At 63.9% G+C, this 23636-nt stretch carries 16 protein-coding genes; 6 read left to right on the top strand and 10 right to left on the bottom strand.

Annotated elements, in window-relative coordinates:
* Window positions 1-12 precede the first annotated feature (12 nt).
* Both mhpT and ACTJJN_RS24610 read right to left on the bottom strand, forming a co-directional pair.
* Window positions 13-1254 carry a 3-(3-hydroxy-phenyl)propionate transporter MhpT gene (mhpT, locus tag ACTJJN_RS24615; RefSeq protein WP_012052238.1) on the bottom strand — a complete coding sequence of 414 codons (1242 nt, stop codon included), beginning with the start codon at window positions 1252-1254 and terminating at the stop codon, window positions 13-15.
* A 34-nt stretch (window positions 1255-1288) separates the two neighbouring features.
* Window positions 1289-2680, bottom strand: a complete 1392-nt coding sequence (locus ACTJJN_RS24610; RefSeq protein WP_012052237.1) for an alginate export family protein — start codon at window positions 2678-2680, stop codon at window positions 1289-1291.
* A gap of 262 nt (window positions 2681-2942) precedes the next feature.
* On the opposite strand from ACTJJN_RS24610, the gene ACTJJN_RS24605 reads away from it, so the two are divergent.
* On the top strand, window positions 2943-4607 hold the full coding sequence (locus tag ACTJJN_RS24605; RefSeq protein WP_041168420.1) for an arylsulfatase: 1665 nt from the start codon (window positions 2943-2945) through the stop codon (window positions 4605-4607).
* Window positions 4604-5629, top strand: a complete 1026-nt coding sequence (locus ACTJJN_RS24600) for a formylglycine-generating enzyme family protein (RefSeq protein ID WP_012052235.1) — start codon at window positions 4604-4606, stop codon at window positions 5627-5629. Before ACTJJN_RS24605 ends, ACTJJN_RS24600 begins: the two co-directional genes overlap by 4 nt.
* Here ACTJJN_RS24600 and ACTJJN_RS24595 read toward each other — a convergent pair.
* The 5 genes from ACTJJN_RS24595 to ACTJJN_RS24575 all read right to left on the bottom strand — a co-directional run bounded on the left by ACTJJN_RS24595 (window position 5610) and on the right by ACTJJN_RS24575 (window position 12936).
* Entirely contained in the window at window positions 5610-7355 is a 1746-nt protein-coding gene (locus ACTJJN_RS24595) for an acyl-CoA dehydrogenase (protein ID WP_088513141.1), read from the bottom strand. The genes ACTJJN_RS24600 and ACTJJN_RS24595 overlap by 20 nt on opposite strands.
* Before the next feature lie 14 nt (window positions 7356-7369).
* Window positions 7370-8611, bottom strand: a complete 1242-nt coding sequence (locus ACTJJN_RS24590) for a thiolase family protein (protein ID WP_012052233.1) — start codon at window positions 8609-8611, stop codon at window positions 7370-7372.
* On the bottom strand, window positions 8608-10491 hold the full coding sequence (locus ACTJJN_RS24585; RefSeq protein WP_440781686.1) for a feruloyl-CoA synthase: 1884 nt from the start codon (window positions 10489-10491) through the stop codon (window positions 8608-8610). Before ACTJJN_RS24585 ends, ACTJJN_RS24590 begins: the two co-directional genes overlap by 4 nt.
* 90 nt (window positions 10492-10581) lie before the next feature.
* Window positions 10582-12030, bottom strand: a complete 1449-nt coding sequence (locus ACTJJN_RS24580) for an aldehyde dehydrogenase (RefSeq protein WP_088513139.1) — start codon at window positions 12028-12030, stop codon at window positions 10582-10584.
* 75 nt (window positions 12031-12105) lie between these two features.
* Window positions 12106-12936, bottom strand: coding sequence for a p-hydroxycinnamoyl CoA hydratase/lyase (locus ACTJJN_RS24575; protein WP_010954234.1), 831 nt, complete (start codon window positions 12934-12936; stop codon window positions 12106-12108).
* A 197-nt stretch (window positions 12937-13133) separates the two neighbouring features.
* On the opposite strand from ACTJJN_RS24575, the gene ACTJJN_RS24570 reads away from it, so the two are divergent.
* A complete protein-coding gene (locus ACTJJN_RS24570; protein ID WP_012052230.1) occupies window positions 13134-13604 on the top strand; it encodes a MarR family winged helix-turn-helix transcriptional regulator in 471 nt (156 codons plus the stop codon).
* Between the two features lie 98 nt (window positions 13605-13702).
* Window positions 13703-14827, top strand: a complete 1125-nt coding sequence (locus tag ACTJJN_RS24565; protein WP_161774902.1) for a mechanosensitive ion channel family protein — start codon at window positions 13703-13705, stop codon at window positions 14825-14827.
* 78 nt (window positions 14828-14905) lie between these two features.
* Here ACTJJN_RS24565 and ACTJJN_RS24560 read toward each other — a convergent pair whose 3' ends face one another.
* Window positions 14906-17953, bottom strand: a complete 3048-nt coding sequence (locus ACTJJN_RS24560) for an aminotransferase class III-fold pyridoxal phosphate-dependent enzyme (RefSeq protein ID WP_440781685.1) — start codon at window positions 17951-17953, stop codon at window positions 14906-14908.
* Window positions 17954-18096: 143 nt separating this feature from the next.
* On the opposite strand from ACTJJN_RS24560, the gene ACTJJN_RS24555 reads away from it, so the two are divergent.
* Window positions 18097-18537 (top strand): Lrp/AsnC family transcriptional regulator, encoded by a 441-nt coding sequence (locus tag ACTJJN_RS24555; protein WP_004374903.1) that lies wholly within the window; start codon window positions 18097-18099, stop codon window positions 18535-18537.
* A gap of 40 nt (window positions 18538-18577) precedes the next feature.
* Here ACTJJN_RS24555 and ACTJJN_RS24550 read toward each other — a convergent pair whose 3' ends face one another.
* Window positions 18578-19195: a dTMP kinase gene (locus ACTJJN_RS24550; RefSeq protein ID WP_440781684.1), complete on the bottom strand. Its 618-nt coding sequence runs from the start codon at window positions 19193-19195 to the stop codon at window positions 18578-18580.
* A gap of 226 nt (window positions 19196-19421) precedes the next feature.
* Here ACTJJN_RS24550 and ACTJJN_RS24545 point away from each other — a divergent pair, with 226 nt between their 5' ends.
* Window positions 19422-21965: an HWE histidine kinase domain-containing protein gene (locus tag ACTJJN_RS24545; RefSeq protein WP_088513138.1), complete on the top strand. Its 2544-nt coding sequence runs from the start codon at window positions 19422-19424 to the stop codon at window positions 21963-21965.
* Window positions 21966-22091: 126 nt separating this feature from the next.
* On the opposite strand, the gene ACTJJN_RS24540 is transcribed toward ACTJJN_RS24545, so the two are convergent.
* On the bottom strand, window positions 22092-23636 hold a 1545-nt coding region (locus ACTJJN_RS24540; RefSeq protein WP_440781683.1), incomplete at its 5' end, for an acetolactate synthase large subunit.

Here is a 23636-nt window from a genome sequence, read left to right as displayed (position 1 = left end):
TTCAAGGAAGTGCTATGCAGGGTCCTGGGCCGCAGCCTCACCCGGCTCAGGGCGTTGCGTGCGGGTTCGGTGTTTCAGCAGCGCACGTGCCGCCAACGCCGCGAGCACCAGGCCTGGAGCCGCGGCCATCAGCAGCCCCCCCGCACCTGCGCCTGCTGCAAGGATCTGCCCGGCCGCCAGAGGACCGGCCATGGAACCCAGGCGCCCCACCGCCACCGAAGCGCCCAAGCCCGTTGCGCGCACCTGGGTCGAATACAGCGTCGGCGCCAGCGCGTACAGCACCAACTGGCCGCCAATGGCGCAATACCCTGCAGTGAATCCGGCCAGCAACATCAGCCCGAAACTGCTCGACAGCCCCAGCCCCGCCAACGACGCCAGCATGCCGGCGTAGGCGATCAATACCGCCCGCCCGGCAAACCCGCGGTCCATCATCCGACCGGTCAGGAACGATCCAGCCGCCCCACCCAGGTTGAACAGAATCTGCACGGCGCCCGCCTGCGGTCGGCTGAAGCCTTGGCCGATCAACAGCGACGGCAGCCAGTTGAGCAACATGTACAACACTGTCAGGGTGAAGAAACATGCCACCCACAGCAACAGCGTGCGGCTTGCCTGCTGCGGCCCGAACAGTTGGGTAAGCACACCTTCACTGCCAGCCTTGGCAACGCCTTGGGCACGGAATGCCTGGGACTCTTTCAGCCAGATCATCAGCACGAAGGCGATCACGATCGGTGCGATGCCGCCGACGTAGAACACCGTACGCCAACCGTCGTCCACGCCGGCCATGCCGATCAGCGACGCAACCGCCCCGCCTAGCGGCACACCACAGTAAGTCAGGCTGACCGCCGTGCTCCGCAGACGCTCAGGCGCCGCCTCGCTGGCCAGGGCGATCAGGATCGGCAACGCCGCCCCCAGCCCGAGCCCTGTCATCAGCCGCGCGATCAACAGTGAGTCGTAGGTCTGGGCATGGGCGGTCCCTAGCGAGAAGCCGCCAAACAGCAGCACCGCCACGATCAGGATCGCTTTGCGGCCAAAGCGGTCTGCCAGCCAACCGCCGATCAGCGCGCCGGGCAGCAACCCCAGCAACCCGGCACTGAATACCCAACCGAGCATGGCAGGGCTCAGGTTGAATGCCTTGGCCATGTGCGGCGCGGCGATGCCGGTGGCCTGCAGGTCCAGCCCTTCCAGCAAGGCAACGAGAAAACACAAGCCGATGGTGAGCACGGCCTTGCCTGATGACGCGGATGAATGATGCATATGTGGCCCTCTGTTGTTGTTATCGGTCGGGTGGTCAAAGGCGGAACGTGGCACGTACTGAGACGAACGACGAATCTTCGCCGCCAGCCTCCTTGATGGCCGTGCCCACGTCGTAGTACTTCAGGTCAAGGTCCAGGGTCAGGTTGGGAGTGGCAAGCCAGCGCGTGCTGGCGCGGTAGATGGTACCGACATGGCGACCCGTGCCGCGGGTGTTGGCCAGCATGCTCATGCCGGGCATGTACACGCCGTCTTCCTCACGCTGTTTCCACACTTCGAAGATGCCCGGCTCGATGCGCAGCGTGCGCCAGGGCGAGAAGCCGAAGGTCGGCCCCACCACGATGATGTTGCTCAGGGTGGTGAGGCTGGCTTCGCCATAGACACCATTGCGTGGGTAAAGCGGGTCGAAGGTGCCGACTTTTCCGTCGCCCAGGTCACTGTCGCCGCTTGCGGCATCGATGCGCATGGCCAGGCGCGGTTGCCAAGGGTGGGTGAAGGTGAAGCCGCTGTCGCTCGACAGCGCCCAGGCGCGGATCGACGCGTTGCCCAGGTGGCCGGTCTGCCCGACAAGGTTCCAGCTCCAGTCCAGTGCCTGATGGCGGCCGAACAGCCGCGTGCCGAAGGTGTAGCGCTGCTCGTCACCCGACTCGCCGGCCAGGCTGCGGTCGTCGGTTTCCAGGCCAAAGGCTAGCAGGTCCATGTTCCACGACGCCGACAGCGGCAAGGTGCCGTAAAGACCGTAGAATTTGATGTTGTTGTTGCTGCCATCGTCCCAACTGTCTTCACCGGTTTTCAGCGGGCGCACAGCGAATGCATCCAGCTTGCGTCCGTCCTTGAGGTTGAGGCTGGCGCGCACGCCGTCGAAGCTCAGGCGGATGTTCGGCGCGTCGCGGTAGGTGACCAACACCTGGTCGCCGAAGCCCATCTCCTGGCGACCTACGCGTGTGGTATAGCGCCCGGCGGCGAAATCGTGGTTGAAATCGACGAAGGCCTGTCGCACTTCATTGCGGCTTTCATCATTGGGCGAGTACAAGTCCTTGCCGAAGGCGCGGGTATTCTCGACCTGGACGAAGGTACGCACGGCATCGTCGAACAGGTGCAGGTCGGCATGGGCCTGCAGCCGTTGCTGCAGATAGGAATCGTCGTTCAGCCCGCGGAGGCCAAAGAAGGGTTTGTCCGAAGCATCGGCCCGGTAGCGGGCCTCAGCCCCGAGTTGCAGCCAGGCCGACTCTGACAGCCGATGGTAGCGCAGGCCATCGAAGGGGGCAGTGGCCTTGGCGGGGTCGTCGAGAAAGCGGTAGTCCTCGATCCAGCGAGGGGCCCCTGGCCTCCCCGGCCGGCTCTCTTCAAGCGGGCTGGCCGCGTAGGCGGACTGGCACAGCGAAAGCACCATGAGGGGCAGGCATACCCCGTTCAACGGCTTGATCATCAGAATTTCCCTTCACTTGTTTTTATAATTGTTCTTACAAACTGGATAACTCTGTTAACGATTATTTTTGTTAACCATATACGCCGTCAATAGCGTTTTACCCGTGTACAAGGAATGATCAGCATCAAGCGTTCGCTAATCGCACACTTCTGCAGCGAGCGGCTGCGGCATTCATTCATCCGTCGCTAAAATCCAGTAGCGTGCTGTCTATTCAGAGGCCATGCGCAAAATTCGAGCCCATTACAAAAACAAGAGTCCCCCCATGAATTGCCTCCGCCCCCTTGCCGCCCTCGGCGTGCTCATGCTTGGTGCCAGCCACGCCATGGCCGCACCAACCGTTAAACAACCAAACATTCTGCTGGTGGTCGCTGATGACCTCGGTTTCTCCGACCTGTCGGCCTTGGGCAGCGAAATCCAGACGCCCAACCTGGACAAACTGTTGGCCGACGGTCGCCTGATGCTCGATTTCCATGCCGCGCCCAGTTGCTCGCCGACGCGGGCGATGCTGATGTCCGGCAACGACCCACACCTGGTCGGGCTGGGCATGATGTCGGAGACACGCAAGCGCCTGCCGGCCGGCGCAGAGGTACGCGCCGGCTACGAAGGCGTGCTCGGTGCCAATGTCGCGACCCTCGCCGAACTGCTGCATGACGCCGGCTACCGCACCTACATCGCCGGCAAATGGCACCTGGGCATGCAACCGGCCCAACAGCCACACAACCGCGGCTTCGACCAGGCCTACGTGCTGCTCGAAGGCGGCGCGGCACACTTCAAGCAGGCCAACATGGACCTGCAGTCGAACTACAGCGCCACCTATCGCCACAACGGCGAGCCGATCGCGCTGCCCGACGACTTCTATTCCACTACCTGGTACACCGACCGCCTGATCGACGCGATCGACCAAGGCAAGGCCAGCAACAAACCGTTCTTCGCCTTTGCCGCCTACACCGCGCCGCACTGGCCGCTGCAGGCACCGGATGCGTACCTGGCGCAGTACCGAGGCCGCTACGACCAAGGCTACGAAGTCATCGCCCACGAACGCCTGAAGCGCCAACGCGAAGCCGGCCTGGTGCCCGCCGACTTCTCTCTGCAAGCACAACTGGAAGGTGTGCCGAGCTGGGCATCGCTGAGCGATGAACAAAAACGCCAGTCCGCACGCACCATGGAGGTGTATGCGGCCATGGTCACGGCGCTGGACGCCGAGGTGGGGCGCCTGGTGAACCACCTGCGCAAGACCGGCGAGCTGGAAAACACGATGATCCTGTTCATGTCCGACAACGGTCCGGAGAACGCCACCCGTGTCGACCCCGAGTGGATCAAGGCAAACTTCGATAACCGCCTGGACAACTACGGCCGCCGCGATTCGTTCCTGATGATCGGCTCAGCCTGGGCCCAGGTCAGCGCCCTGCCCAGCCGTCGCTACAAGATGACCACCTACCAGGGCGGCATCCGCGTACCGGCCTTCGTCTACTACCCGGCCACCATCAAGGCCGGCCGCAGCGAAGAGCTGGCCAGCGTCCGCGACATCATGCCGACCCTGCTGCAACTGGCCGGTGCGCCGATGCCCGGCGTCAAGTACCGCGACCGCGATATCGTGCCGCCGCAAGGCACGTCGGCGCTGAACTACCTGCAAGGCCAGGACAGCCAGATCCACGCCCATGACGAAGCCCTGGGGTGGGAAATCAACGGCAGCGCCTCGTTGCGCAAGGGCCCGCTGAAGCTGGTGTGGGATGCCACCGACAGCAAGCCGAGCTGGCACTTGTATGACCTGCGCAAGGACCCTGGCGAGCACCACGACATCGGCGCAGGGCACCCCGAGCAGGTGGCGCTGATGCTGCGCGACTGGAAGGCTTATGCCCAACGCGGCAACATCGCGATCGATGCCGACGGCCGTCCGGCCAGCCCGATCCTGGTCAAGCAGCAATGATCGCCCGGGCAGCCGGCTGCGCAGCACTCGCCACCGGCCTGCTCGCCGCCGCCTATGCCGTGTGGCCGCAAGCCCCGGCGCCGGCGCTGCTGTGCACGGACTACAGCGGCCTGCCCGCGCAGCGCCAAGGCCCTTGGCGAGACGGCATGGTGCACGTGCCGGGCGGCGAGTTCAGCTTTGGTTCAAGCCGCTTTTACGACGAAGAAGGCCCGCCTCACCCCGCCAAGGTGTCCGGCTTCTGGATTGACGTGCATCCGGTCACCAACGCCCAGTTCGCGCGCTTCGTCAAGGCCACCGGGTATGTCACCCATGCCGAGCGCGGTACCCGTGTCGAGGACGACCCTGCCCTGCCCGGCGCGCTGCGGGTACCGGGTGCGATGGTGTTTCATCAGGGTGCGGACGTGCTCAGCCCCGGCTGGCAGTTCGTGCCCGGCGCCAACTGGCGACACCCGCAAGGGCCGGGCAGCAGCCTGGCCGGGCTGGACAATCATCCGGTGGTGCAGATCGCCCTGGAAGATGCCCAGGCCTATGCCCGCTGGGCAGGCCGCGAACTGCCCAGCGAGGCGCAGCTGGAATACGCCATGCGCGGCGGCCTGACCGATGCCGACTTCAGCTGGGGTGCCACCGAGCAGCCCAAGGGCAAGCTCATGGCCAATACCTGGCAGGGCCAGTTCCCTTATCGCAATGCGGCGAAGGATGGTTTTACGGGTACATCACCCGTGGGCTGCTTCCCGGCCAACGGCCTTGGCCTGTTCGATGCCGGCGGCAATGTCTGGGAGCTGACTCGCACGGGCTATCGGCCAGGCCATGACGCACAGCGCGACGCCAAGCTCGACCCCTCAGGCCCGACCCTGAGTGACAGCTTCGACCCGGCAGACCCCGGCGTGCCGGTGGCGGTGATCAAAGGCGGCTCGCACCTGTGTTCGGCGGACCGCTGCATGCGCTACCGCCCCTCAGCACGCCAGCCGCAGCCGGTGTTCATGACGACCTCGCACGTGGGTTTCAGAACGATTCGGCAATGAATGGCAACGGCGTGGCGGCCGCGTCGATGGCCGCCACCTGCCGGTCGAGGTCGGGCAGCAGGTAGCTGAAGAAGAACCCACCGCTTTCCTGCTTTTCCCGACGCTGCGCCGACCCCACTGGCAACGCCTGGATGCAGCGCGCGCTGCGGGCCCAGGCGAAGGCCTGCAGCACCGTTGCGCACAACTGCAGGAAGTCGCCTGCGGCGCGGTACGGAAATTCGGGATCGCCCGCGGTCATCGACAGCACCTTGGCCAGCACGGCCTCCAGCGTGTCGCACGCGCTGCCCAACGCGGCGGCGGCGGCGCCAGCGTCCGCAGCGGCCTCGGCACGCAACTCACCCAACAGCAGGGCGAAACCTTCCCCCCCATCGCCCAATACCTTGCGCAGCATCAGGTCGTTGGCCTGTATTTCGTTGGTGCCTTCGTAGATCATCGCGATGCGGCTGTCGCGCAAGGTCTGCTCGATGGCAAACTCCTGGGTGTAGCCATAGCCACCGAACACCTGCAGGGCCTGGCTTGCCAGGCTGAACCCCTGCTCGGTGAAGGCCGCCTTGACGATGGGGGTCAACAGCGCCACCAATGTCGCGGCCTTCGCCCGTTGTGCAGGCTCGACGGCGGCGTCGGCGATCTCCAGCCACTGGGCCGTCCAGTAGGCCAGCGCGCGCATCCCCTCGGTACGCACCCGCAACTCCAGCAAGACCCGACGCATGGCCGGGTGCAGGTGGATCGGGTCGGCGCCCTGGACGCCCCCCTTGGCCCGCCCCGGGGCACTCATCTGGCGCCGCTCCAGGGCATAATCGCGGGCCTGTTGCCAGGCGGCCTCGGCATGCCCCAGCCCTTGCAGGCCAACATGCAGCCGTGCGGAATTCATCATCACGAACATCGCGGCCAGGCCGCCATGGGGCTGGCCTATCAACCAGCCCCGGGCCCCCTCCAGGCGCAGTGCACAGGTGGCGCTGCCCCGGATGCCCAGCTTATGTTCCAGGCCGTCGCAGTACAGTGTATTGCGCTGGCCATCCTCCAGCCATTTCGGCACCAGCAACAGCGAGAGCCCGCGGTTGCCGGGCGGCGCATCCGGCAACCGGGCCAACGCCAGGTGCAGTATGTCGCGGGTCAGGTCGTGTTCGCCGCCAGAGATGAACAGCTTGTTGCCACTGACCGCGTAGCCACCGTCGCCCAGGGGCACGGCGCGGCAGCGCAACAGGCTGAGATCGCTGCCGGCCTGGGGTTCGGTCAGGCACATGGTAGGCAGGGTGGCACCACTGACGATGCCCGGCAGATAGCGCGCCTGCAGCTCGGCGGATGCATGGGTTTTCAGGCACAGGTAGGCACCGTGGGCGATGCCGGTGTACATGGCCCAGCCGTGGTTGCTGCCGAACAGCATCTCTTGCAAGGCCGCCTCCAGCACTAACGGCAGCCCTTGGCCGCCAAGCGCCGGGGCGCATGCCAGCGACGGCCAGCCACCGTCGACGTAGGCGCGATAAGCCGCCGGGAATCCGTCCGGGGTGCGTACTTCCCCGCCCTCCATCTGGCAGCCCTGGCGATCGCCCGAACGGTTCAAAGGGGCCAGTACCTGCTCGCAGAAACGGGCCGCCTCTTCCAGTACCTGGGCCGCCAGGTCGAGGTCGACGTCGGCATATGCCGGTAATTGCGCCCAGGCCTGATCGGCCCGCAGCCAGTGTTGCAGGACGAACTGCATGTCGCGCAGGGGCGCCTTCCAGGTCATCGGATACCTCCGGGTCAGGCAACGAAATGAGGGTTTTCGATCAGCAGCGCCATGCCTTGGCCACCGCCGATGCATGCCGCTGCGATGCCATAGCGCAAGTTGCCGTCGCGCAATTGACGGGCCAAGGTGTGGACCAGGCGCAGACCTGTAGCGGCCAGTGGGTGACCGAGGGCGATAGCGCCGCCATGGACATTGAGCTTGTCCACATCGAGTTCGAGCGCCTGGGCCACCGCCAGCACTTGGGCGGCCTGGGCCTCGTTGATTTCCAGGCGGTCGATCTGCTCCAGGCGCAGGCCGCTGCGCTCGAGCAGCAAGGTAATGGCCGGCGCCGGCCCGATGCCCATGAGGCCGGGCGACACGCCAACAGCCGTGGCCATCAGCAAGCGCGCCAAAGGCGGATGAGTGCAATCGGAGTAGCGCGTGACCAAGGCTGCCGCCGCGCCATCGACCACCGCGCAACTGTTACCAGCCGTCTGCACGCCACCGGCGTGCACCGGGCGCAGCCGGGCCAGTGCGGCGGCATCGGTAGGCCTCGGGTGGCTGTCCTGGCTGACCTCACTCACGCCACGCGGCAATGCAATGCCGCGTGGCTGGCAGCCTTCTGCCTCTAGTGCCTGCGCGGTGACGCTGACGATTTCCTCGTCGAACCAGCCCTGCGCCTGGGCTTGCAGGGCCCGCTGATGGCTGCGCAGGGCCCACGCGTCCACCGTTTCACGCGCCAGGCCATAGGCACGGGCCAGGTTTTCCGCAGTACCGATCATGTCCACGCCGGCAGCCGGGTCGTACAGGGCTTCCCAGAGAAAGTCCTTAAACCCGACCGGTGCCCCCAGGCGAAAACCGCCCCGGTGTTCATAGGCCGCGATCGGGTTGCGCGACATCGACTCCGCACCCACGCACAGCACCTGGCGGGCGCCACTGCGCAGCTGTTCACCGGCCTGACGCAACAGTTCAAGGCCCGTGCCACAGATGCGCTGCACCGCCAGTGCCGGTACCGACTGCGGCACGCCACAGTAGAGGCCGACATGGCGTGGCAGCATGTAGGCGTCGAAGCTGGCCTGGGCCATGCTGCCGGCGAGCACGCTGTCTACCGCCTGAGGGGCGGCAGCTGCACGTGCCAGCACCGCGCGACCGGCCTGAATGCCCAGGTCGATGGGCGAGATCGCGGCCAATGCGCCACCCAGGTCGACCCAGGGCGTGCGCACCATCTGGACGATGGCCGTGTCCTCAAAGACGGTGCACAGCCCGGCCGCACTCAAGGCCGCACCTTGGCGTGCAATGCGTGGGGGTCTTCGCCACGGTACAGCGCCTCGACCTGAGCGGCGCGCCGCTGCAGCACAGCGCGCTGATTGATCGAGCCCTTGTCGGTGATTTCACCGGCGTCGATCGACGGCGGCTCGGCCAGCAGCGACAGCCATTCGATACGGCTGGCGTTGCCCTGGGCATCGCGGTTCAATCGCTCCAGCCAGTCAGCGAACCAACTGCGCACGGTGTCGTTGGCCAGTACCCGCGCATCGCTGGCATCCTCTGCCAGCCCGGCCAGGCGCCGACACTCGGGCAGACGCGGGAACACCAGCAGACCCAGGCATTCACGGTCCGGCGCGGTGACCACGATGTCCTGTACGTAAGGCGAGCCCTCCAGCACTGCGCGGTTGCGCAGCGGCCCGACACTGACGAATACCCCGGACGAAAGTTTGAAGTCCTCAGCGATACGGCCATCGAACATCAGGCCAAGCTCGGGCTGCCTGGCATCGGCCAGCTTCAACGCGTCGCCCGAACAGTAGAAACCCTCCTCGTCGAACGCCTCGGCGGTCTGCTGCGGCGAGCGCCAGTAGCCCGGCATGATATGCGGGCCACGGAAGCGCGCCTCGAGCTTGTCACCCACCGGCACCAGCTTCACTTCGCAGCCAGGTGCCGGCAGCCCGACATAGCCGGCCATCGACAAAGGCCCGGTGGTGAAGGTGCACGATGGTGAAGCTTCGGTCATGCCAAGGCCGGCCATCATGCGGATGCGTTCGCCACAGTGTTGCTCGGCAATGCGGTCCAGCCGGTCCCAGACGCTTTGCGACAGGCCTGCGGCGGCAAAGAAGAACAGCTTGATGCGGGCAAAGAACACCTCGCGCAGCTCTGGGTCCTGCTCCAGTGCCTTGACCAGTTCCTCCCAGCCCTTGGGTACGGTGAGGTAGGCCGTGGGGGAAATCTCGCGCAGATTGCGCAAGGTCTCGGCAAAGCCTTGCGGGGTCGGCTTGCCGGCGTCTAGGTAGAAACTGCCCCCGTTGTAAAGCACGATGCCGAGGTTGTGGCTACCGCCGAACGTGTGGTTCCACGGCAGCCAATCCACCAGCACCGGCGGCTCCTCGGCGAACGTCGGAAAAGTCTGCAGAAGCATCTGCTGATTGGCGCACAGCATGCGCTGGGTGGTGATCACCGCCTTGGGCAGCTTGGTCGAGCCCGAGGTGAAGAGGAATTTGGCGATGGTGTCCGGCCCGGTGGCGGCGAAAGCCGCATCGGCCGCCGCCAGGTCACCCGGTTGTAGCAGGCTGTCGAAGCTTATATGGGGGCGACCTGCGACCTGGCCACGCACGCTGATCACGCCGACCGAATCGTTCAGCACCGCCTCGAAGGCGCGCTGGAACGGCTGGCTGTCGCTGACGAAGACCACTCCGGGGGTGAGCACCTCGCAGACATGGCGCAACTTGGCGAAGTCTTGCGACAACAGCGCGTAGGCCGGCGACACCGGGCAATAGGCAATACCGGCATACATGGCGCCGAGGGCGATTTGCAGGTGTTCGATGTCGTTGCCGGAAAGCAGCGCCAGCGGGCGCTCGGCACTGAGACCCAGTCCTAGCAAGTTGGCGGCGATGGTGCGCACATCGGCGAGCATCTGCACGTAGCTGATCGAACGCCAGGCACCGTCTGCCTGGCGTGCCGCGATGAAAGTGGTGTCCGGGCGCACCTGGGCCCAATGCACCAGGCGCTCGAGCAGGCGCGCCGGCAGCGGCGCCAGTGGCTCGACAAGTTGCATGCGCAGCACATCGTCGACGTGACTGACCTGCACCTGGGGATGCCCGATGGCCACCTGGCGGTAGCGCGGACGTTGGCCAGGGTCGGTCGACCCTGAGCGGGCTTCGTTATTCACGCAGGTTGCTCCTTGTTCTTGTTGTACATCCTGCCGCCGCCCGAAATGACGGGCGGCGGTCATCTTGCCAGTGGCCTGGGCCTGCCGCGGCTAGATGGGATAGTGACGCGGGCCGTGCTGGAGGGTGACCCAGCGCAACTGGGTGAACTGATCGATGGCCGTGCGGCTGCCGAAGCTGCCATAGCCGCTGGACTTGACCCCGCCAAACGGCATCTGCGCTTCATCGTGAACGGTCGGGCCGTTGATATGGCAGATACCCGACTCCACCCGTTGAGCCAAGGCCAGGGCGCGGCTGGTGTCGCGGCTGAAAATGGCCGATGACAGACCGAACTCCGAGTCGTTGGCCAGCTGCAGCAAGGCTTCGTCGCCTTCGGCGCGCAGTACCACCGCCACCGGGCCGAAGGACTCCTCGCGGTACAGGCGCATGCTGGCATCGACGTTGTCGAGCAAGGTCGGTTGCAGGATGCTGCCTTCCAGCTGGCCGCCGCTGACCAGGCGCGCGCCCTTGGCCACGGCATCGTCGATCAGTGCCTTGATGCGCTCGCCGGCCGCTGCGCTGACCAGCGAGCCGAGCACCGAGGTGCTGGCTTGCGGATCACCTGCACGCAGCCCGGCGATCTTCACCGCCAGCTTGTCGACGAAGGCGTCGGCAATACGGCTGTCCACCACAAGGCGCTCGGTGGACATGCAGATCTGCCCCTGGTTGAAGTAGGCACCGAAGGCCGCCGCTTCGACCGTGGCGTCCAGGTCGGCATCGTCGAGCACCAGCAAAGGCGCCTTGCCGCCCAGTTCGAGCAGGGCTGGCTTGAGGTGGCGGGCCGCCAGTTCGCCGACGATGCGCCCGACGTGCGTCGAACCGGTGAAGTTGACCCGGCGTACCGCAGGGTTGGCGATCAGCCGCTCGACGATGGCCGGGGCATCCTGCGGCGCATTGCTGATGACATTGACAACGCCGTCGCCGATGCCTGCATCGTGCAGCACCTGGCCGATCAGCCGATGGACCGCCGGGCTCAGCTCCGAGGCCTTGAGCACCACGGTGTTGCCGCAGGCCAGCGGCATGGCAATGGCACGCGTGGCCAGTATCACCGGGGCGTTCCACGGCGCGATGCCCAACACCACGCCGCAGGGCGCGCGCAGGGCCATTGCGAAGCTGCCAGGGACGTCCGAGGGGATCACTTCACCGGTGATCTGCGTGGTCATGGCTGCAGCCTCGCGCAGCATGTTGGCGGCCAACTTCACGTTGAAGCCATACCAGTTGGCCATGGCCCCGGTTTCACCGGCGGCGGCGATGAACTCGGCGGCCCTCGCCTGCAACAGATCAGCGCCTGCCAGCAAGCGGCTACGCCGCTCGCCCGGTGCCAGGGCGGCCCAGGCCGGAAACGCCGCGCTGGCAGCAGCCACCGCGGCATCGGCATCGGCCAGTGTGGCGGCGGCAGCCTGCGACACCACCTCGCCAGTCACCGGGTTACAGCGCTCGAAGGTTCGTCCATCGCTGGCGGGGCGCGACTGCCCGCCAATCAGCAAAGGCACCTGCAACATGCTCATTCCTCTTGTTGTCGTTATAGAGAAATACCCGCGGGCTTTGGCGCGGCACACCGCCGCCCGCGGTGCGACTCAGCGCTTGTAGGCCTGCAGGCCCGGCTTGATGCTCTTGTCGTCGAGGAACTGCTTCATGCCCTGCTCGCGGCCGCCGGTAGTGTCCAGCAGGCGCGACTGGTCGAGCTTGGCGTAGAGGTAGTCCTCGTTCTGTTCCCAGGTCAGCTCGCGGCAGCGCTTGAAGCCATTCTTCGCGGCGCGCAGCACCACCGGGTTCTTTTCCAGCAGGTTCAGCGCCAACTCGCGGGTGGTTTCACGCAGCTCGGCCAGCGGCACACTGTCGTTCACCAGGCCCATCTCGGCAGCCTTGCGACCATCGAAGGTCTTGCCGGTCATGATGTAGTACAGCGACTGACGATGGCCAACGGTATCGGCCATGGCCTTGCTGACCAGATTGCCAGGCGGGATGCCCCAGTTGATTTCCGACAGGCCGAAGGTCGCTTCGTTGGCGCAGATCGCCAGGTCGCATGCCACCAGTGGGCTGAAGCCGCCGCCGAAGCACCAGCCGTTGACCATGGCGATGGTCGGTTTGGCATACAGACGCAGCAACTTCCATTGCCATTGCGAGGCTTCGCGACGAATCTTTTCCTGGAGGATTTCCGGGCCGGCGTCCACCTCGCGGAAGTACTCCTTCAGGTCCATGCCGGCGGTCCAGGACTCGCCGGCACCGGTCAATACCAGCACGCCAGCGTCAGCGTCCTGCTCGAGGGTTTCCAGCACGTCGACCATTTCCCGGTTCAGGGTGGGGCTCATGGCATTGCGTTTTTCCGGGCGATTGAGGGTCACCCAGGCGATGCCCGCTTCCAGTTCGACCTTCACGGTGGTCCAGCGGCCTTCGTATTTGCTCATGGTTCTGCACTCTTGTTGTTCGAGGTGATGGGGCCACGCTAACGGGTCAAATTAGTTATGTCAATTAACCATTAACAAATTTATCTTTGTTCCATGGTTAGGCGCGCTGCCTTTTTGCGGAACCTCACTAGCCGAATCGCATAAGGACAGGCAAAATAGGTAACTTTATTACCCATGATCGAGGAGCATGAACCCTGATGGCTAGGTCTGCCCGTAGTACCGACGACGCTTGCGTGGCTGCTCCTGTGGGAGAAGGGGTGCTTGAAGACTTGATCGGCTACGCCTTGCGACGCGCGCAATTGAAGCTGTTTCAGAACCTTATTGCCCGGCTCTCGGCCCATGACCTGCGCCCGGCCCAATTTTCCGCCCTGGCGATCATCGACCAGAACCCAGGGCTGATGCAGGCCGACCTGGCACGTGCGTTGGCAATCGAACCCCCGCAAGTCGTGCCAATGCTGAACAAACTGGAAGAGCGCGCGCTGGCCGTGCGCGTGCGGTGCAAACCGGACAAGCGCTCGTATGGGATTTTCCTGAGCAAATCGGGCGAGGCCCTGTTGAAGGAGTTGAAGCACATCGCCGCCGACAGCGATCACCAGGCGACATCCAACCTCTCGGATGACGAAAGGACTGAACTGTTGCGGTTATTGAAGAAAATCTACCGGGACTGACTCAGTCAACCCAGCGTGGTGAAATCCGATCGACCTGTTGCGCCTCTTTGACGTCCCAAGAAAGCACCTTGGCAAATCAACCCAGAGGCGAGGTACTCATGAACGACCGCATCATCGCGTTTTTCACCGAAACCACCGTATTCGGCATCTCCATTCTCAATCTGTTGGTGGCGCTGACAGTCGCCACCTTAGTCTTCCTGGTCGCCCGTGCCGCCATCAGTTTCCTGATGCGCCGGGTACGGCGCTGGTCAGAACACGAAGGCCCATTGAGCCAGATAATGGCCAAGGTGCTTTCCGGCACCAGCAACGTTCTGTTGTTGCTGGCCTCTTTGCTGGTGGGCCTGAGCATGCTCGACCTGCCCGAGCGCTGGCTGAGCAGAGTCAGCAGCCTGTGGTTCGTGGTCGCTGCCTTGCAGATTGGCCTGTGGGCCAACCGCGCCATCGGCCTGGGCCTGAGCCGCTACTTCGCCCGCCACCGTACCGACGGCCTGAACCAGGGCAGCGCACTGGCAACCCTTTCGGCCTGGGGCGCGCGGGTCCTGCTGTGGTCAGTCGTAGTGCTGGCGATGCTGTCGAACCTGGGGGTGAACATCACCGCCTTCGTCGCCAGCCTTGGCGTGGGTGGCATCGCGGTGGCGCTGGCTGTGCAGAATATCCTTGGCGACCTGTTCGCTTCGTTGTCGATCGCCGTGGACAAGCCGTTCGAGATCGGTGACTTCATCGTCATCGGGCCCCTGGCGGGCACCGTTGAGCACGTTGGCCTCAAAACCACACGCATCCGCAGCCTCGGCGGCGAGCAGATCGTCATGGCCAACGCCAGCATGATCAGCAGCACCATCCAGAATTACAAGCGCCTGCAAGAGCGTCGCATCGTGTTCGAGTTCGGGCTTTCCTACGACACGCCCACCGAGGCCGTGAAGAAAGCGCCAGCCATCGTAGAAGACGCCATCAAGGCCCAGGAGCAGGCGCGTTTCGATCGCGCTCACCTGCGCGGCTTCGGCAAAGAGGCGCTGGAGTTCGAGTGTGTCTACATTGTCCGGGACCCAGGCTACAACCTTTACATGGACATTCAGCAGGCGATCAACTTCAGGCTGCTGGAGCGGTTCTCGCAAATCGGCGCCAAGTTCGCCGTGCCGGTGCGCGCGATCAAGGTCACGGCATTGCCAGAGGCCTCCGGCCTGCATGGCCAGGCTCGCGAAGGCCTGAGCATCAGAGGCGCTTGATGCTGGTAACCTGCCCGGGCCTTCAGATAGGTGCGCCGCAGGGCGTGCACATGCGCACGCCCTGCCCGCGCTGAATCGCTATTTCAGCGCCGCGATGAAGCTGTCTTTCAGCACCTCGAGAAGGAAGTCCGCATTGGCCCGGCTGAAAATCATCGAAGGGCGCATTTTCAGCACGTTGTCATGCGGGCCTTCGGTGCCGATCAACACGCCGCGCTCCCGGGCACCATCAGCCACTTTTCTGGCCAGGGCCGTGGCTGGCGCCTTTGACTTGCGGTCAGTGACCAGCACGATGCCGAGGAACAGGCCCAACCCACGCACATCACCAATCACGTCGAACTGCTGCTGAAGCTTGCGCAAACCCTCGAGCAGGTAATGGCCGACACTCAAGGCGTTTTCTTTCAACTGGTCGCGCTCGATTGCATTGAGTACCGCCAGGCCTACCGCGCATGACACTGGGTTACCGGCGAAGGTATTGAAATACTCCATACCGTTGTTGAAAGCATCGGCAACCTCGCGCGTGGTCACTACCGCCGACATCGGGTGGCCGTTACCAATGGGTTTGCCCATGCTGACGGCATCCGGGACCACGCCCTGGGTCTCGAATGCCCACCAGTGGCTGCCGACCCGGCCAAACCCGACCTGAACCTCATCGGCCAGGCACAGACCACCTTCGGCGCGCACCATGGCGTACACCTCCTCAAGGTAGTGTTCGGGCAAAAACACCTGCCCCGCCACGCTGGGGATCGATTCGGCAATGAAAAACCCGGGGCGCTTGCCTGCCTTGCGCATGGCATCCAACTGCTCTGCCACCGACTCGGCAAAGCGCTTGCCGTGCGCTTCCACGGGCCAGTGCGCAGGCGCGTAGTAGCTGTCCGGGACCACGGCCTCGTAAACATGCGACGCCCTGCCCTTGCCCGCCTTGCGCTTGTACTTGTAAGGGCTCAGATCGATCAGTTCCTGAGTGGTGCCGTGGTAGGCCCAGTCCAGCACGATCGCCTGATCACTGCCTGTGTAGTTGCGCGCCATACGCAGCATCAGGCTGTTGGCCTCACTCCCCGAGCAGCCAAAGGACGCTACGCAAAGGCCCTTGGGCAAAGTGCCGGTCAGGCGTTCGGCGTATTCGACGATGTTGTCGTGCAGGTAGCGGGTATTGGTGTTGAGCAGCGCAGCCTGGCGGGTCAGGGCTTCGACCACGTCGGGATGACTATGGCCCAGGTGGCACACGTTGTTGAAGCAGTCCAGGTAGGCCCGCCCGAAGTTGTCGATCAGCCATACGCCATCACCGCGCACGAACTTGATCGGGTCGGTGTACGAAATGGACAGGTTGGGTAGCAGCAGTTCCTTGCGCCTGGCAATGATCTGGGCCTTGGTCATCCCCTGCTGGCTATAGGTCTCTGGCGGGATACCGGCCAGGGCCGAGGCATCGGGGAACAGGTCGGCCCACGCTTCGCGGTACGCGGGCTCACCCACGCCAATGACCTCGCACGCGCGCAACTGAGTATCGGTGACCACCTGCAGATGCAGGTGGGGAATCCAGCCGCCGTTCTCGTGATCGCTGCCCATGTAACCGACGAGGTCGCCCGCTTCGAGCTTGTCACCGGCCTTCAAACGGCTGAGCGCCTCGTGGGCCATGTGCCCCCACAGTGTCAGAAATGGCGGGCAACCGGGCGGGGTATGCTCGAGCATCACCAGGCCGCCATAACCCAGCGGGCCTGGCTCGACCTCGACGCTTCTGACGGTGCCGGCAATCGGTGCGTACAGCGGCGTACCCGCTGGCATCAGCAAATCTACCCCCACATGCAGGGTCCGGTGCTGCCCCTTGATGAAGCGAGACTCAAAGGCGCTGTCGGTATAGACGGCACGTACCTCGCCCCATGGCCCGATGCCCAGCGGGGCCTTGTGCGCGGCAGAGCATTCATCCCACCACCGCGTCGCATCTGCAGGGCGCTGCTGGGCCGAGGCAATGGTCATCTCATGGCTGGCATCGCCAAACGGCGCGATGACCTTGTCCAGAATGGCGGCTGACGGGCGCACCAGATCGGCAAACGACTTGTGGTTGTCAGCAATCCAGCGGCGGACTTCCCCCGCACCTTCGATGGCATCGAAACCACAGGCCTTGCGCAGAATGCCGGTGGCCAACCGTGGGTTCATCGAATCGAGCTGTTCCAGTAGACGCCAGGCAGGCGCTTCACTGATCGCCAGGTAAGGGTTGTCGTCGGTCTGGTCCTGCCGGGAAGCGGAGAACGTGACGCTGATGACCAAGCGCATGGCAATCAGGTTGAACAACACATCAAGCTCTTGCGCTTGCAACGGGTACTTCTCATGGAAGCCGGCCACCAGCGCAGCAGCAGCGCCGATCGGGTCGTCCATGTCGAGAATGGCGTAGGCGCTGGCGATTGCGACCTCGGCAATCAGAACGGTGTGCACGGCATCGCCAAAATCGATGAAGCCAGTCACGCTACGGGGCGTTTCGGCATCGACCAGGATGTTCCAGTCGTTGGCATCGTTGTGGATCACCTGGGCCCGAAGGGACGCCAGTTCAGGCTGTACCGTCTGCTCGAACCGGGTGATGAAGCGCTCGGCAACGGCCCGGCGATCAGGGTCCTTGATGCAGTGCAGCCGCGAACGGGAGCGCGCAGCATGGCGTAAGTCCCAGTCCAGGTCGCGGACTGCGCCCGGGTGCATGAAGCCCTGCAGCGCACGGTCAAGTTCACCGAGTGCCTGGCCGAAGTTTCTCATCAGCGCCAGGGAGCGTCTGGCCTTGGCAAGTGGCGTGCCGGCCAGCCAGCTGACCAGGCGCACAGCGTGCTGTTCACCGGTGCTGCTGGCCACAGACGGCAGGTAGTCGCCCGTCACGCTGGCCCGCAGGTGTGGTACGCCCAAATGCGCGCCATGCACGCCCAGGTGGTCGAGTAGCGCGGTTTGAAACTCGCTTTCTACCCTGGGCTCGCTGGCATTGACGATTTTCAGTATCCAGCCTGCATCTACGCCAGTCTCCAGGCGATAATTGCGATCACGCTCCCCATCCAGGGGCGTTGCAGTGCCGGTGACATTGAAGAAATCTTTTGCAAGGCCCTCTGCATCGCTTGCCGAAAACCGAGGTGCCGGGTGGGAAAGGTCTGTCATATCATCAGGTTCCGAGCGCGCTGATTGTTTTTCAATAGCTTGTCATGCGCCGCCGAAACGGACACCCTGCATACGGTCGGGCGCAACAGGCATTATGCCGGTCCCGACCGGCATAATGACGGCAAGCTTATCAAGGGGCTGCAATGCGTGACCTGGACGCTAAAGATCGTGAAATTCTTGAGGTACTTTCGAAGGACGCGCGCATTGCGCTCAAGGCGTTAGCCGGCCGCATAGGCCTTTCCCGAAGTGCCACCACCGAGCGTGTCGCCAACCTTGAACGCAGCGGAGTCATTCGCGGTTATCGCGCTGACATCGGCGAAATAGACGCCAACGTGATACGCGCGATCTTGCTGGTGACGTTGCAGCGCACGCCTGCCATGGGGCTGCTCGACCAGTTGGCAACGGACGCGCGCGTACGGCGGGTGTCGTCGGTGAGCGGTCAGCTCGACCTGGTGGTTGAAGTGGAGACCCGAACGATCGACGACCTCAACCAGGTACGCGACAACGTGGCACGTCACGAATCAGTGGATGACATTACCACGTCGGTAGTCCTGCGCCGTGATATCGACCGCCAGGGCGCCTGATACCTGCAGAGGCAGTAGACAGGCCATACTCACCCAAGCCTCACAGGTGTCGAAGCACGCCCTGAATCTCGCGAACGACCTGCCGCGTTGCCTCGTCGACGGTCCTTTCATTACGGCACAGCACCCAGCCTTGCTCCGCAACCGCACGCTCGAACGCCTCGGTACAGGCAACCTGTTCTTCCAGGTTATAGATCACCGTACTGCCCAGCCCACGCGTGCGCGCCGCGGCCCTCGCCCACGAGGTTTCAGGCGTTGTGACAACCCCGACATGCAAATCGGGCACTTGCACGTTTCGTTCGAGGTTCAGGCGCAGGATCTTGTCAAATGGCACTGTGCGGCGAAACGCAGCGTCAGAGGGGTACCAGCGGTCAATCAGGATGATGCTGTCAGCGGGCTGCCTGGGCAGTACATGTCGGGAAATCCAGGCTCGGCTTTCAGCGAAGCGTTCGCAAACCTTGAACTCAAGGTCCTGGCAAGGGCTTCTGGAAAGCTGGTTGACCAGGGCCATGGTCTCGCCCCGGTGAGGATCATTCTTTCTTTCGCAAAGGCGGATCACCTTGTTCCCGTCCAGCCGTAACGCTTGAGTGACAGCCTCCAGCAGCGTGGTCTTGCCGGTACCCTTGGGCCCATCGATGGAAATAAACAGCGGGCGGTTCATCTTTCAATACCAGTTGGCTCAAGCGCGGGATAAGACCATTGATCGTAGCTGCGTTCAAGCGATTCTCGACGGGAGTACATCCGTACTCCATGCTGTGATCAAAGCATTGCCTTGGGAATGGACCGGCATTGCCCGACCCGCCATCCCCAAGGCGTGCAATGCCTGCTAGGCTGACGGACGATGGCGGACCTGCAGCCCGCCTCCCCTTACCCACAGGCACGGGCCAATGACCTACAACCCCCACGTTAACCTGACCAACTGCGACCGGGAGCCCATCCAGATTCCCGGGAGCATCCAGCCCCATGGCTGCCTGCTGGCCTGTGATGCCTCGGCGACCGTGGTGCTGCGCCATTCGGTCAACGCCCCACAGATGCTGGGTGTAGCAAACGATATCAATGGTCAGAAACTGCACGCGGTGCTGGGTGACGAGGTCACGCATACGCTTCGCAACGCACTTGCCCGTACCCGGGATGCCTCGCGGCCCGCGCTCAGTTTCGGCGTGACGTTGCCCAACGGCGCGGCCGTCGACATCGCCGCCCACTTGTACAAAGGCACGGCAATCCTCGAATTCGAGCCCGCCGGGGCGAGCATCGCCGAACCGATCGAGCTGGCCCGCACGCTGATTGCCCAACTGCGCGAAATCGACCAGACCCACAAGCTGTTCCGCGACGCCGCCCGCTTTGTCAGGGCGGTGCTCGGTTACGACCGGGTGATGATCTACCAGCTGGGAGCCGACGGTGCCGGCAAGGTGGTTGCCGAGTCCAAGCGTAGCGACCTCGAAAGCTTCATGGGCCAATACTTCCCCGCCTCCGATATCCCCCAGCAGGCCCGCGCGCTCTACCTGCGCAACCCGATCCGGGTAATCTCCGACGCCCAGTTCAATACGGTCGCCATCAACCCGGTGCTCGACCCCTCGGGCGAACCGCTCGACCTGTCCTACGCGCACCTGCGCAGCGTCTCGCCGATCCATTGCGAATACCTGTGCAACATGGGCGTGGGCGCCTCGATGTCGATTTCCGTCATCGTCAATGGCGAGCTGTGGGGAATGATTGCCTGCCATCACTACGCACCGCGCACGCTGGCCATGGGGCAACGTGTGGCCGCCGAGATGTTCGGTGAGTTCTTCTCCCTGCATATCGAGACCCTGCGTAGCCGGCAAAAACTCGAAGCCGCCGTGCGCATCCACAAAGCCCTGGACAGCCTGCTGCGCGACGCCAACCAGGCGGCGGACATTGATGGGTTCTTCCACGCACGCCTGCCCCGGTTGATGTCGCTGATTCCCTGCGACGGCATCGGCATGTCGCTGCTAGGCCGCTGGTCGTGCGCAGGGCTGGCGCCGCCCCAAACGGCCGTGCCTGATCTGCTGCGCCTGGCAGACATGGTCAGCGAAGGCCGAATCTGGGCGTCCAATCGCCTGTCGTCAGTGCTCCCGTCGGCCCAGGCGTATTTTAATGATGTGTCGGGTGTGCTGATCGTCCCGATGTCGCAACACCCAAGGGATTACTTGATCTTCTTCCGCAAGGAGGTGGTCGAGACACTCGATTGGGCCGGGGACCCGAACAAGACCTATGACAGCGGCGCGTTGGGCGACCGCCTGACGCCCCGCAAGAGCTTCGCCATCTGGAAAGAAACCGTTCACCAGCAGTCGCTACCCTGGACCGAGCAGGACCGCCAGTTTGGCGATGCCATCCGTACCGCTATCGTCGAAGTGGTACTGCACAACAGCGAACTGCTCGCCAGTGAACGCGCCAAAGCCGACGTGCGCCAGCGCATGCTCAACGAAGAGCTCAACCACAGGGTCAAGAACATCCTGTCGCTGATTGGTGCACTGGTTGCCCATCCGACCCCGGAGAGCCAGACCCTGCAGGACTATGTGGCAACGCTCAAAGGGCGTATCCAGGCCTTGTCGTTGGCCCATGACCAGGTGGTGCGCGGTGACGGTGGCGGGCGCCTGGCGAAGCTGCTGGAGGCCGAGCTTTCTCCCTATCGCACGGCTGCCGACGTGATCGAGTTGCAGGGCCCGAACGTCATCCTCGATGCGCGCGCGTACTCGGTCATGGCGCTGGTGCTGCATGAACTGGCCACCAACGCGGCCAAGTATGGTGCGCTATCGCGGGCTGGCGGCAAGCTTTCGGTGAGCTGGGCAATCGACGCCAGTAACGCCTGTGCCATCAGTTGGCGGGAAATGGGTGGGCCAACGGTACGCCCGCCCAGCCGCAGCGGCTTCGGCACGGTGCTGATCGACCGCAGCATCCCATTCGACCTGGGTGGCACCAGCGCAGTGGAATATCACCCCGAAGGCCTGCAAGGCTTTTTCAGAATCCCGGCCAAGCACCTTTCCGTAGCCGAAGCGGCAGAAACCGCTCTCCCGGCCACGCCTCTGGCCCGTGCAAACGGTGCGCTTGCAGCGCGCTCGGGCTTGTGTGTGCTGATACTCGAGGATCAACTGGTGATTGCAGTAGGCCTGGAGCAAATTCTCAACGATGCGCAAATCGAGGACGTGATCACCGCCAGCTCCGAGGACCAAGCCATGCAACTGCTTGGTAGCCACAAACCGGACGCGGCAATACTGGATGTCAATCTGGGCACCGGAACATCCATTTCCGTAGCAGATGAACTGGTTCGCCGGCAGGTCCCGTTCCTCTTTGCCACCGGCTATGGCGACGGCCTCAGCATTCCCGAGCACTTGCAGCATGTGCCCATCACCCGCAAGCCTTATGACGCCAATGCCATTCTGGCCAGCCTGCAAGGTCTGCTTGAGCTGGGGTGAATGGGATACAGAAGCAGCCTTGTATTGCGAAAAGGCCCGTAAAGCCGACACATTACCGTCGGCTATACGGGCCTCTTTGCAGCACCAGGCCGCGCCGGCCAAAAGACGGCGCCGGCCTGTCAGGGCTTACACCGCCAGCGCGCGCTCACGCAGCTCGCTGTTGAGAATGCGGTCGTTCTCGCTGTAATCGACCGGGCAGTCGATCACGTGCACACCTGGGGTCTTGATGCAGTGCTCCAGCAGCGGCAGCAGGCCTTCGGCGCTTTCCACGCGGTGGCCGTTGGCGCCGTAGGCTTCGGCATACTTGACGAAGTCCGGGTTGCCGTAGTCCAGGCCGAAATCGGTGAAGCCCATGTTGGCCTGCTTCCAGCGGATCATGCCGTAGCCGTCGTCACGCAGGATCACCACGGTGATGTGCATGCCCAGACGTACTGCAGTTTCCAGTTCCTGGCTGTTCATCATGAAGCCGCCGTCACCACACACCGAGATTACCGGGCGGTCCGGGTGCACCAGGTGCGCAGCCATTGCCGATGGCAGGCCAGCGCCCATGGTCGCCAGGGCGTTGTCCAGCAGCACGGTGTTTGGCTTGTGCGCTTTGTAGTTGCGGGCGAACCAGATCTTGTAGATGCCGTTGTCCAGGGCGACGATGCCTTCGGACGGCAGTACACGACGGATGTCAGCCACCATGCGCTGTGGGTAGACCGGGAAGCGGTCGTCGTCGGCGCCTTCGGCGATCTGTGCTTCGTTGGCTTCACGGATGGCCATCAGGCGGGTGAAGTCCCAGTGCGACGTGTCGTTCAGTGCTTCACTGATCTGCCACACGGCGTTGGCGATGTCGCCGATCACTTCTACTTGCGGGAAGTACACGGCATCGACTTCGGCAGAGCGGAAGTTGATGTGGATGACTTCGGTGCCGCCACGGACCATGAAGAACGGCGGCTTCTCGATCACATCGTGGCCAATGTTGACGATCAGGTCGGCGGCTTCGACGGCGCGGTGAACGAAGTCGCCCGACGACAGCGCAGCGTTGCCAAGGAAGCGCGGGTGGCGCTCGTCGACCACGCCTTTACCCATTTGGGTGGTGATGAACGGGATGCCGGTCTTGTCGATCAGTTGCTTGAGGACCTTGGCGGTCATCTTGCGGTTGGCACCGGCACCGATCACCAGGATCGGGTTACGCGCGTTCTGCAGTTTCTCGACGGCAGCTTCGATGGCCACGTGCTCGGCCAGCGGGCGGCGGTGCAGGCTGCGCGGGATCGGCAGCGCGTCGGTCTGCTCGGCGGCGATGTCTTCCGGCAGCTCCAGGTGCACCGCACCCGGCTTTTCTTCTTCGGCCAGGCGGAAGGCTTCGCGCATGCGGGCCGGGATGTTGTCGGCCGAGGCGAACTGGTGGGTGTACTTGGTGATGGGGTCCATCATGCCGCACACGTCAATGATCTGGAAGCGACCCTGCTTGGACTTCTTGATCGGCTTCTGCCCGGTGATCATCATCATCGGCATGCCGCCCAGGTAGGCGTAGGCGCTGGCGGTCACCAGGTTGGTGGCACCAGGGCCGAGGGTCGACAGGCTGACGCCGGTCTTGCCGGTCAGACGACCGTAGGTGGCAGCCATGAAACCTGCAGACTGCTCGTGACGGGTCAGTACCAGCTTGATCTTCGACTTGCGCAGGGA

The sequence above is a fragment of the Pseudomonas sp. 22515 genome, from assembly GCF_052044625.1.
GTDB classification, from domain to species: domain Bacteria; phylum Pseudomonadota; class Gammaproteobacteria; order Pseudomonadales; family Pseudomonadaceae; genus Aquipseudomonas; species Aquipseudomonas alloputida.
The sequence above is the reverse complement of the archived record's forward strand: the minus strand, read 5'-3'. Positions and strand labels throughout refer to the sequence as shown.

What these genes read in the sequence shown, in the direction of transcription:
- ACTJJN_RS24575 (WP_010954234.1), bottom strand. Translation starts at nt 12,936, where the DNA reads ATGAGCAAATACGAAGGCCGCTGGACCACCGTGAAGGTCGAACTGGAA.
- ACTJJN_RS24550 (WP_440781684.1), bottom strand. Translation starts at nt 19,195, where the DNA reads ATGAACCGCCCGCTGTTTATTTCCATCGATGGGCCCAAGGGTACCGGC.
- ACTJJN_RS24610 (WP_012052237.1), bottom strand. Translation starts at nt 2,680, where the DNA reads ATGATCAAGCCGTTGAACGGGGTATGCCTGCCCCTCATGGTGCTTTCG.
- ACTJJN_RS24595 (WP_088513141.1), bottom strand. Translation starts at nt 7,355, where the DNA reads ATGACCTGGAAGGCGCCCCTGCGCGACATGCAGTTCGTCCTGCAACAC.
- ACTJJN_RS24560 (WP_440781685.1), bottom strand. Translation starts at nt 17,953, where the DNA reads ATGACAGACCTTTCCCACCCGGCACCTCGGTTTTCGGCAAGCGATGCA.
- ACTJJN_RS24605 (WP_041168420.1), top strand. Translation starts at nt 2,943, where the DNA reads ATGAATTGCCTCCGCCCCCTTGCCGCCCTCGGCGTGCTCATGCTTGGT.
- ACTJJN_RS24600 (WP_012052235.1), top strand. Translation starts at nt 4,604, where the DNA reads ATGATCGCCCGGGCAGCCGGCTGCGCAGCACTCGCCACCGGCCTGCTC.
- ACTJJN_RS24565 (WP_161774902.1), top strand. Translation starts at nt 13,703, where the DNA reads ATGAACGACCGCATCATCGCGTTTTTCACCGAAACCACCGTATTCGGC.
- mhpT (WP_012052238.1), bottom strand. Translation starts at nt 1,254, where the DNA reads ATGCATCATTCATCCGCGTCATCAGGCAAGGCCGTGCTCACCATCGGC.
- ACTJJN_RS24545 (WP_088513138.1), top strand. Translation starts at nt 19,422, where the DNA reads ATGACCTACAACCCCCACGTTAACCTGACCAACTGCGACCGGGAGCCC.
- ACTJJN_RS24570 (WP_012052230.1), top strand. Translation starts at nt 13,134, where the DNA reads ATGGCTAGGTCTGCCCGTAGTACCGACGACGCTTGCGTGGCTGCTCCT.
- ACTJJN_RS24555 (WP_004374903.1), top strand. Translation starts at nt 18,097, where the DNA reads ATGCGTGACCTGGACGCTAAAGATCGTGAAATTCTTGAGGTACTTTCG.
- ACTJJN_RS24580 (WP_088513139.1), bottom strand. Translation starts at nt 12,030, where the DNA reads ATGTTGCAGGTGCCTTTGCTGATTGGCGGGCAGTCGCGCCCCGCCAGC.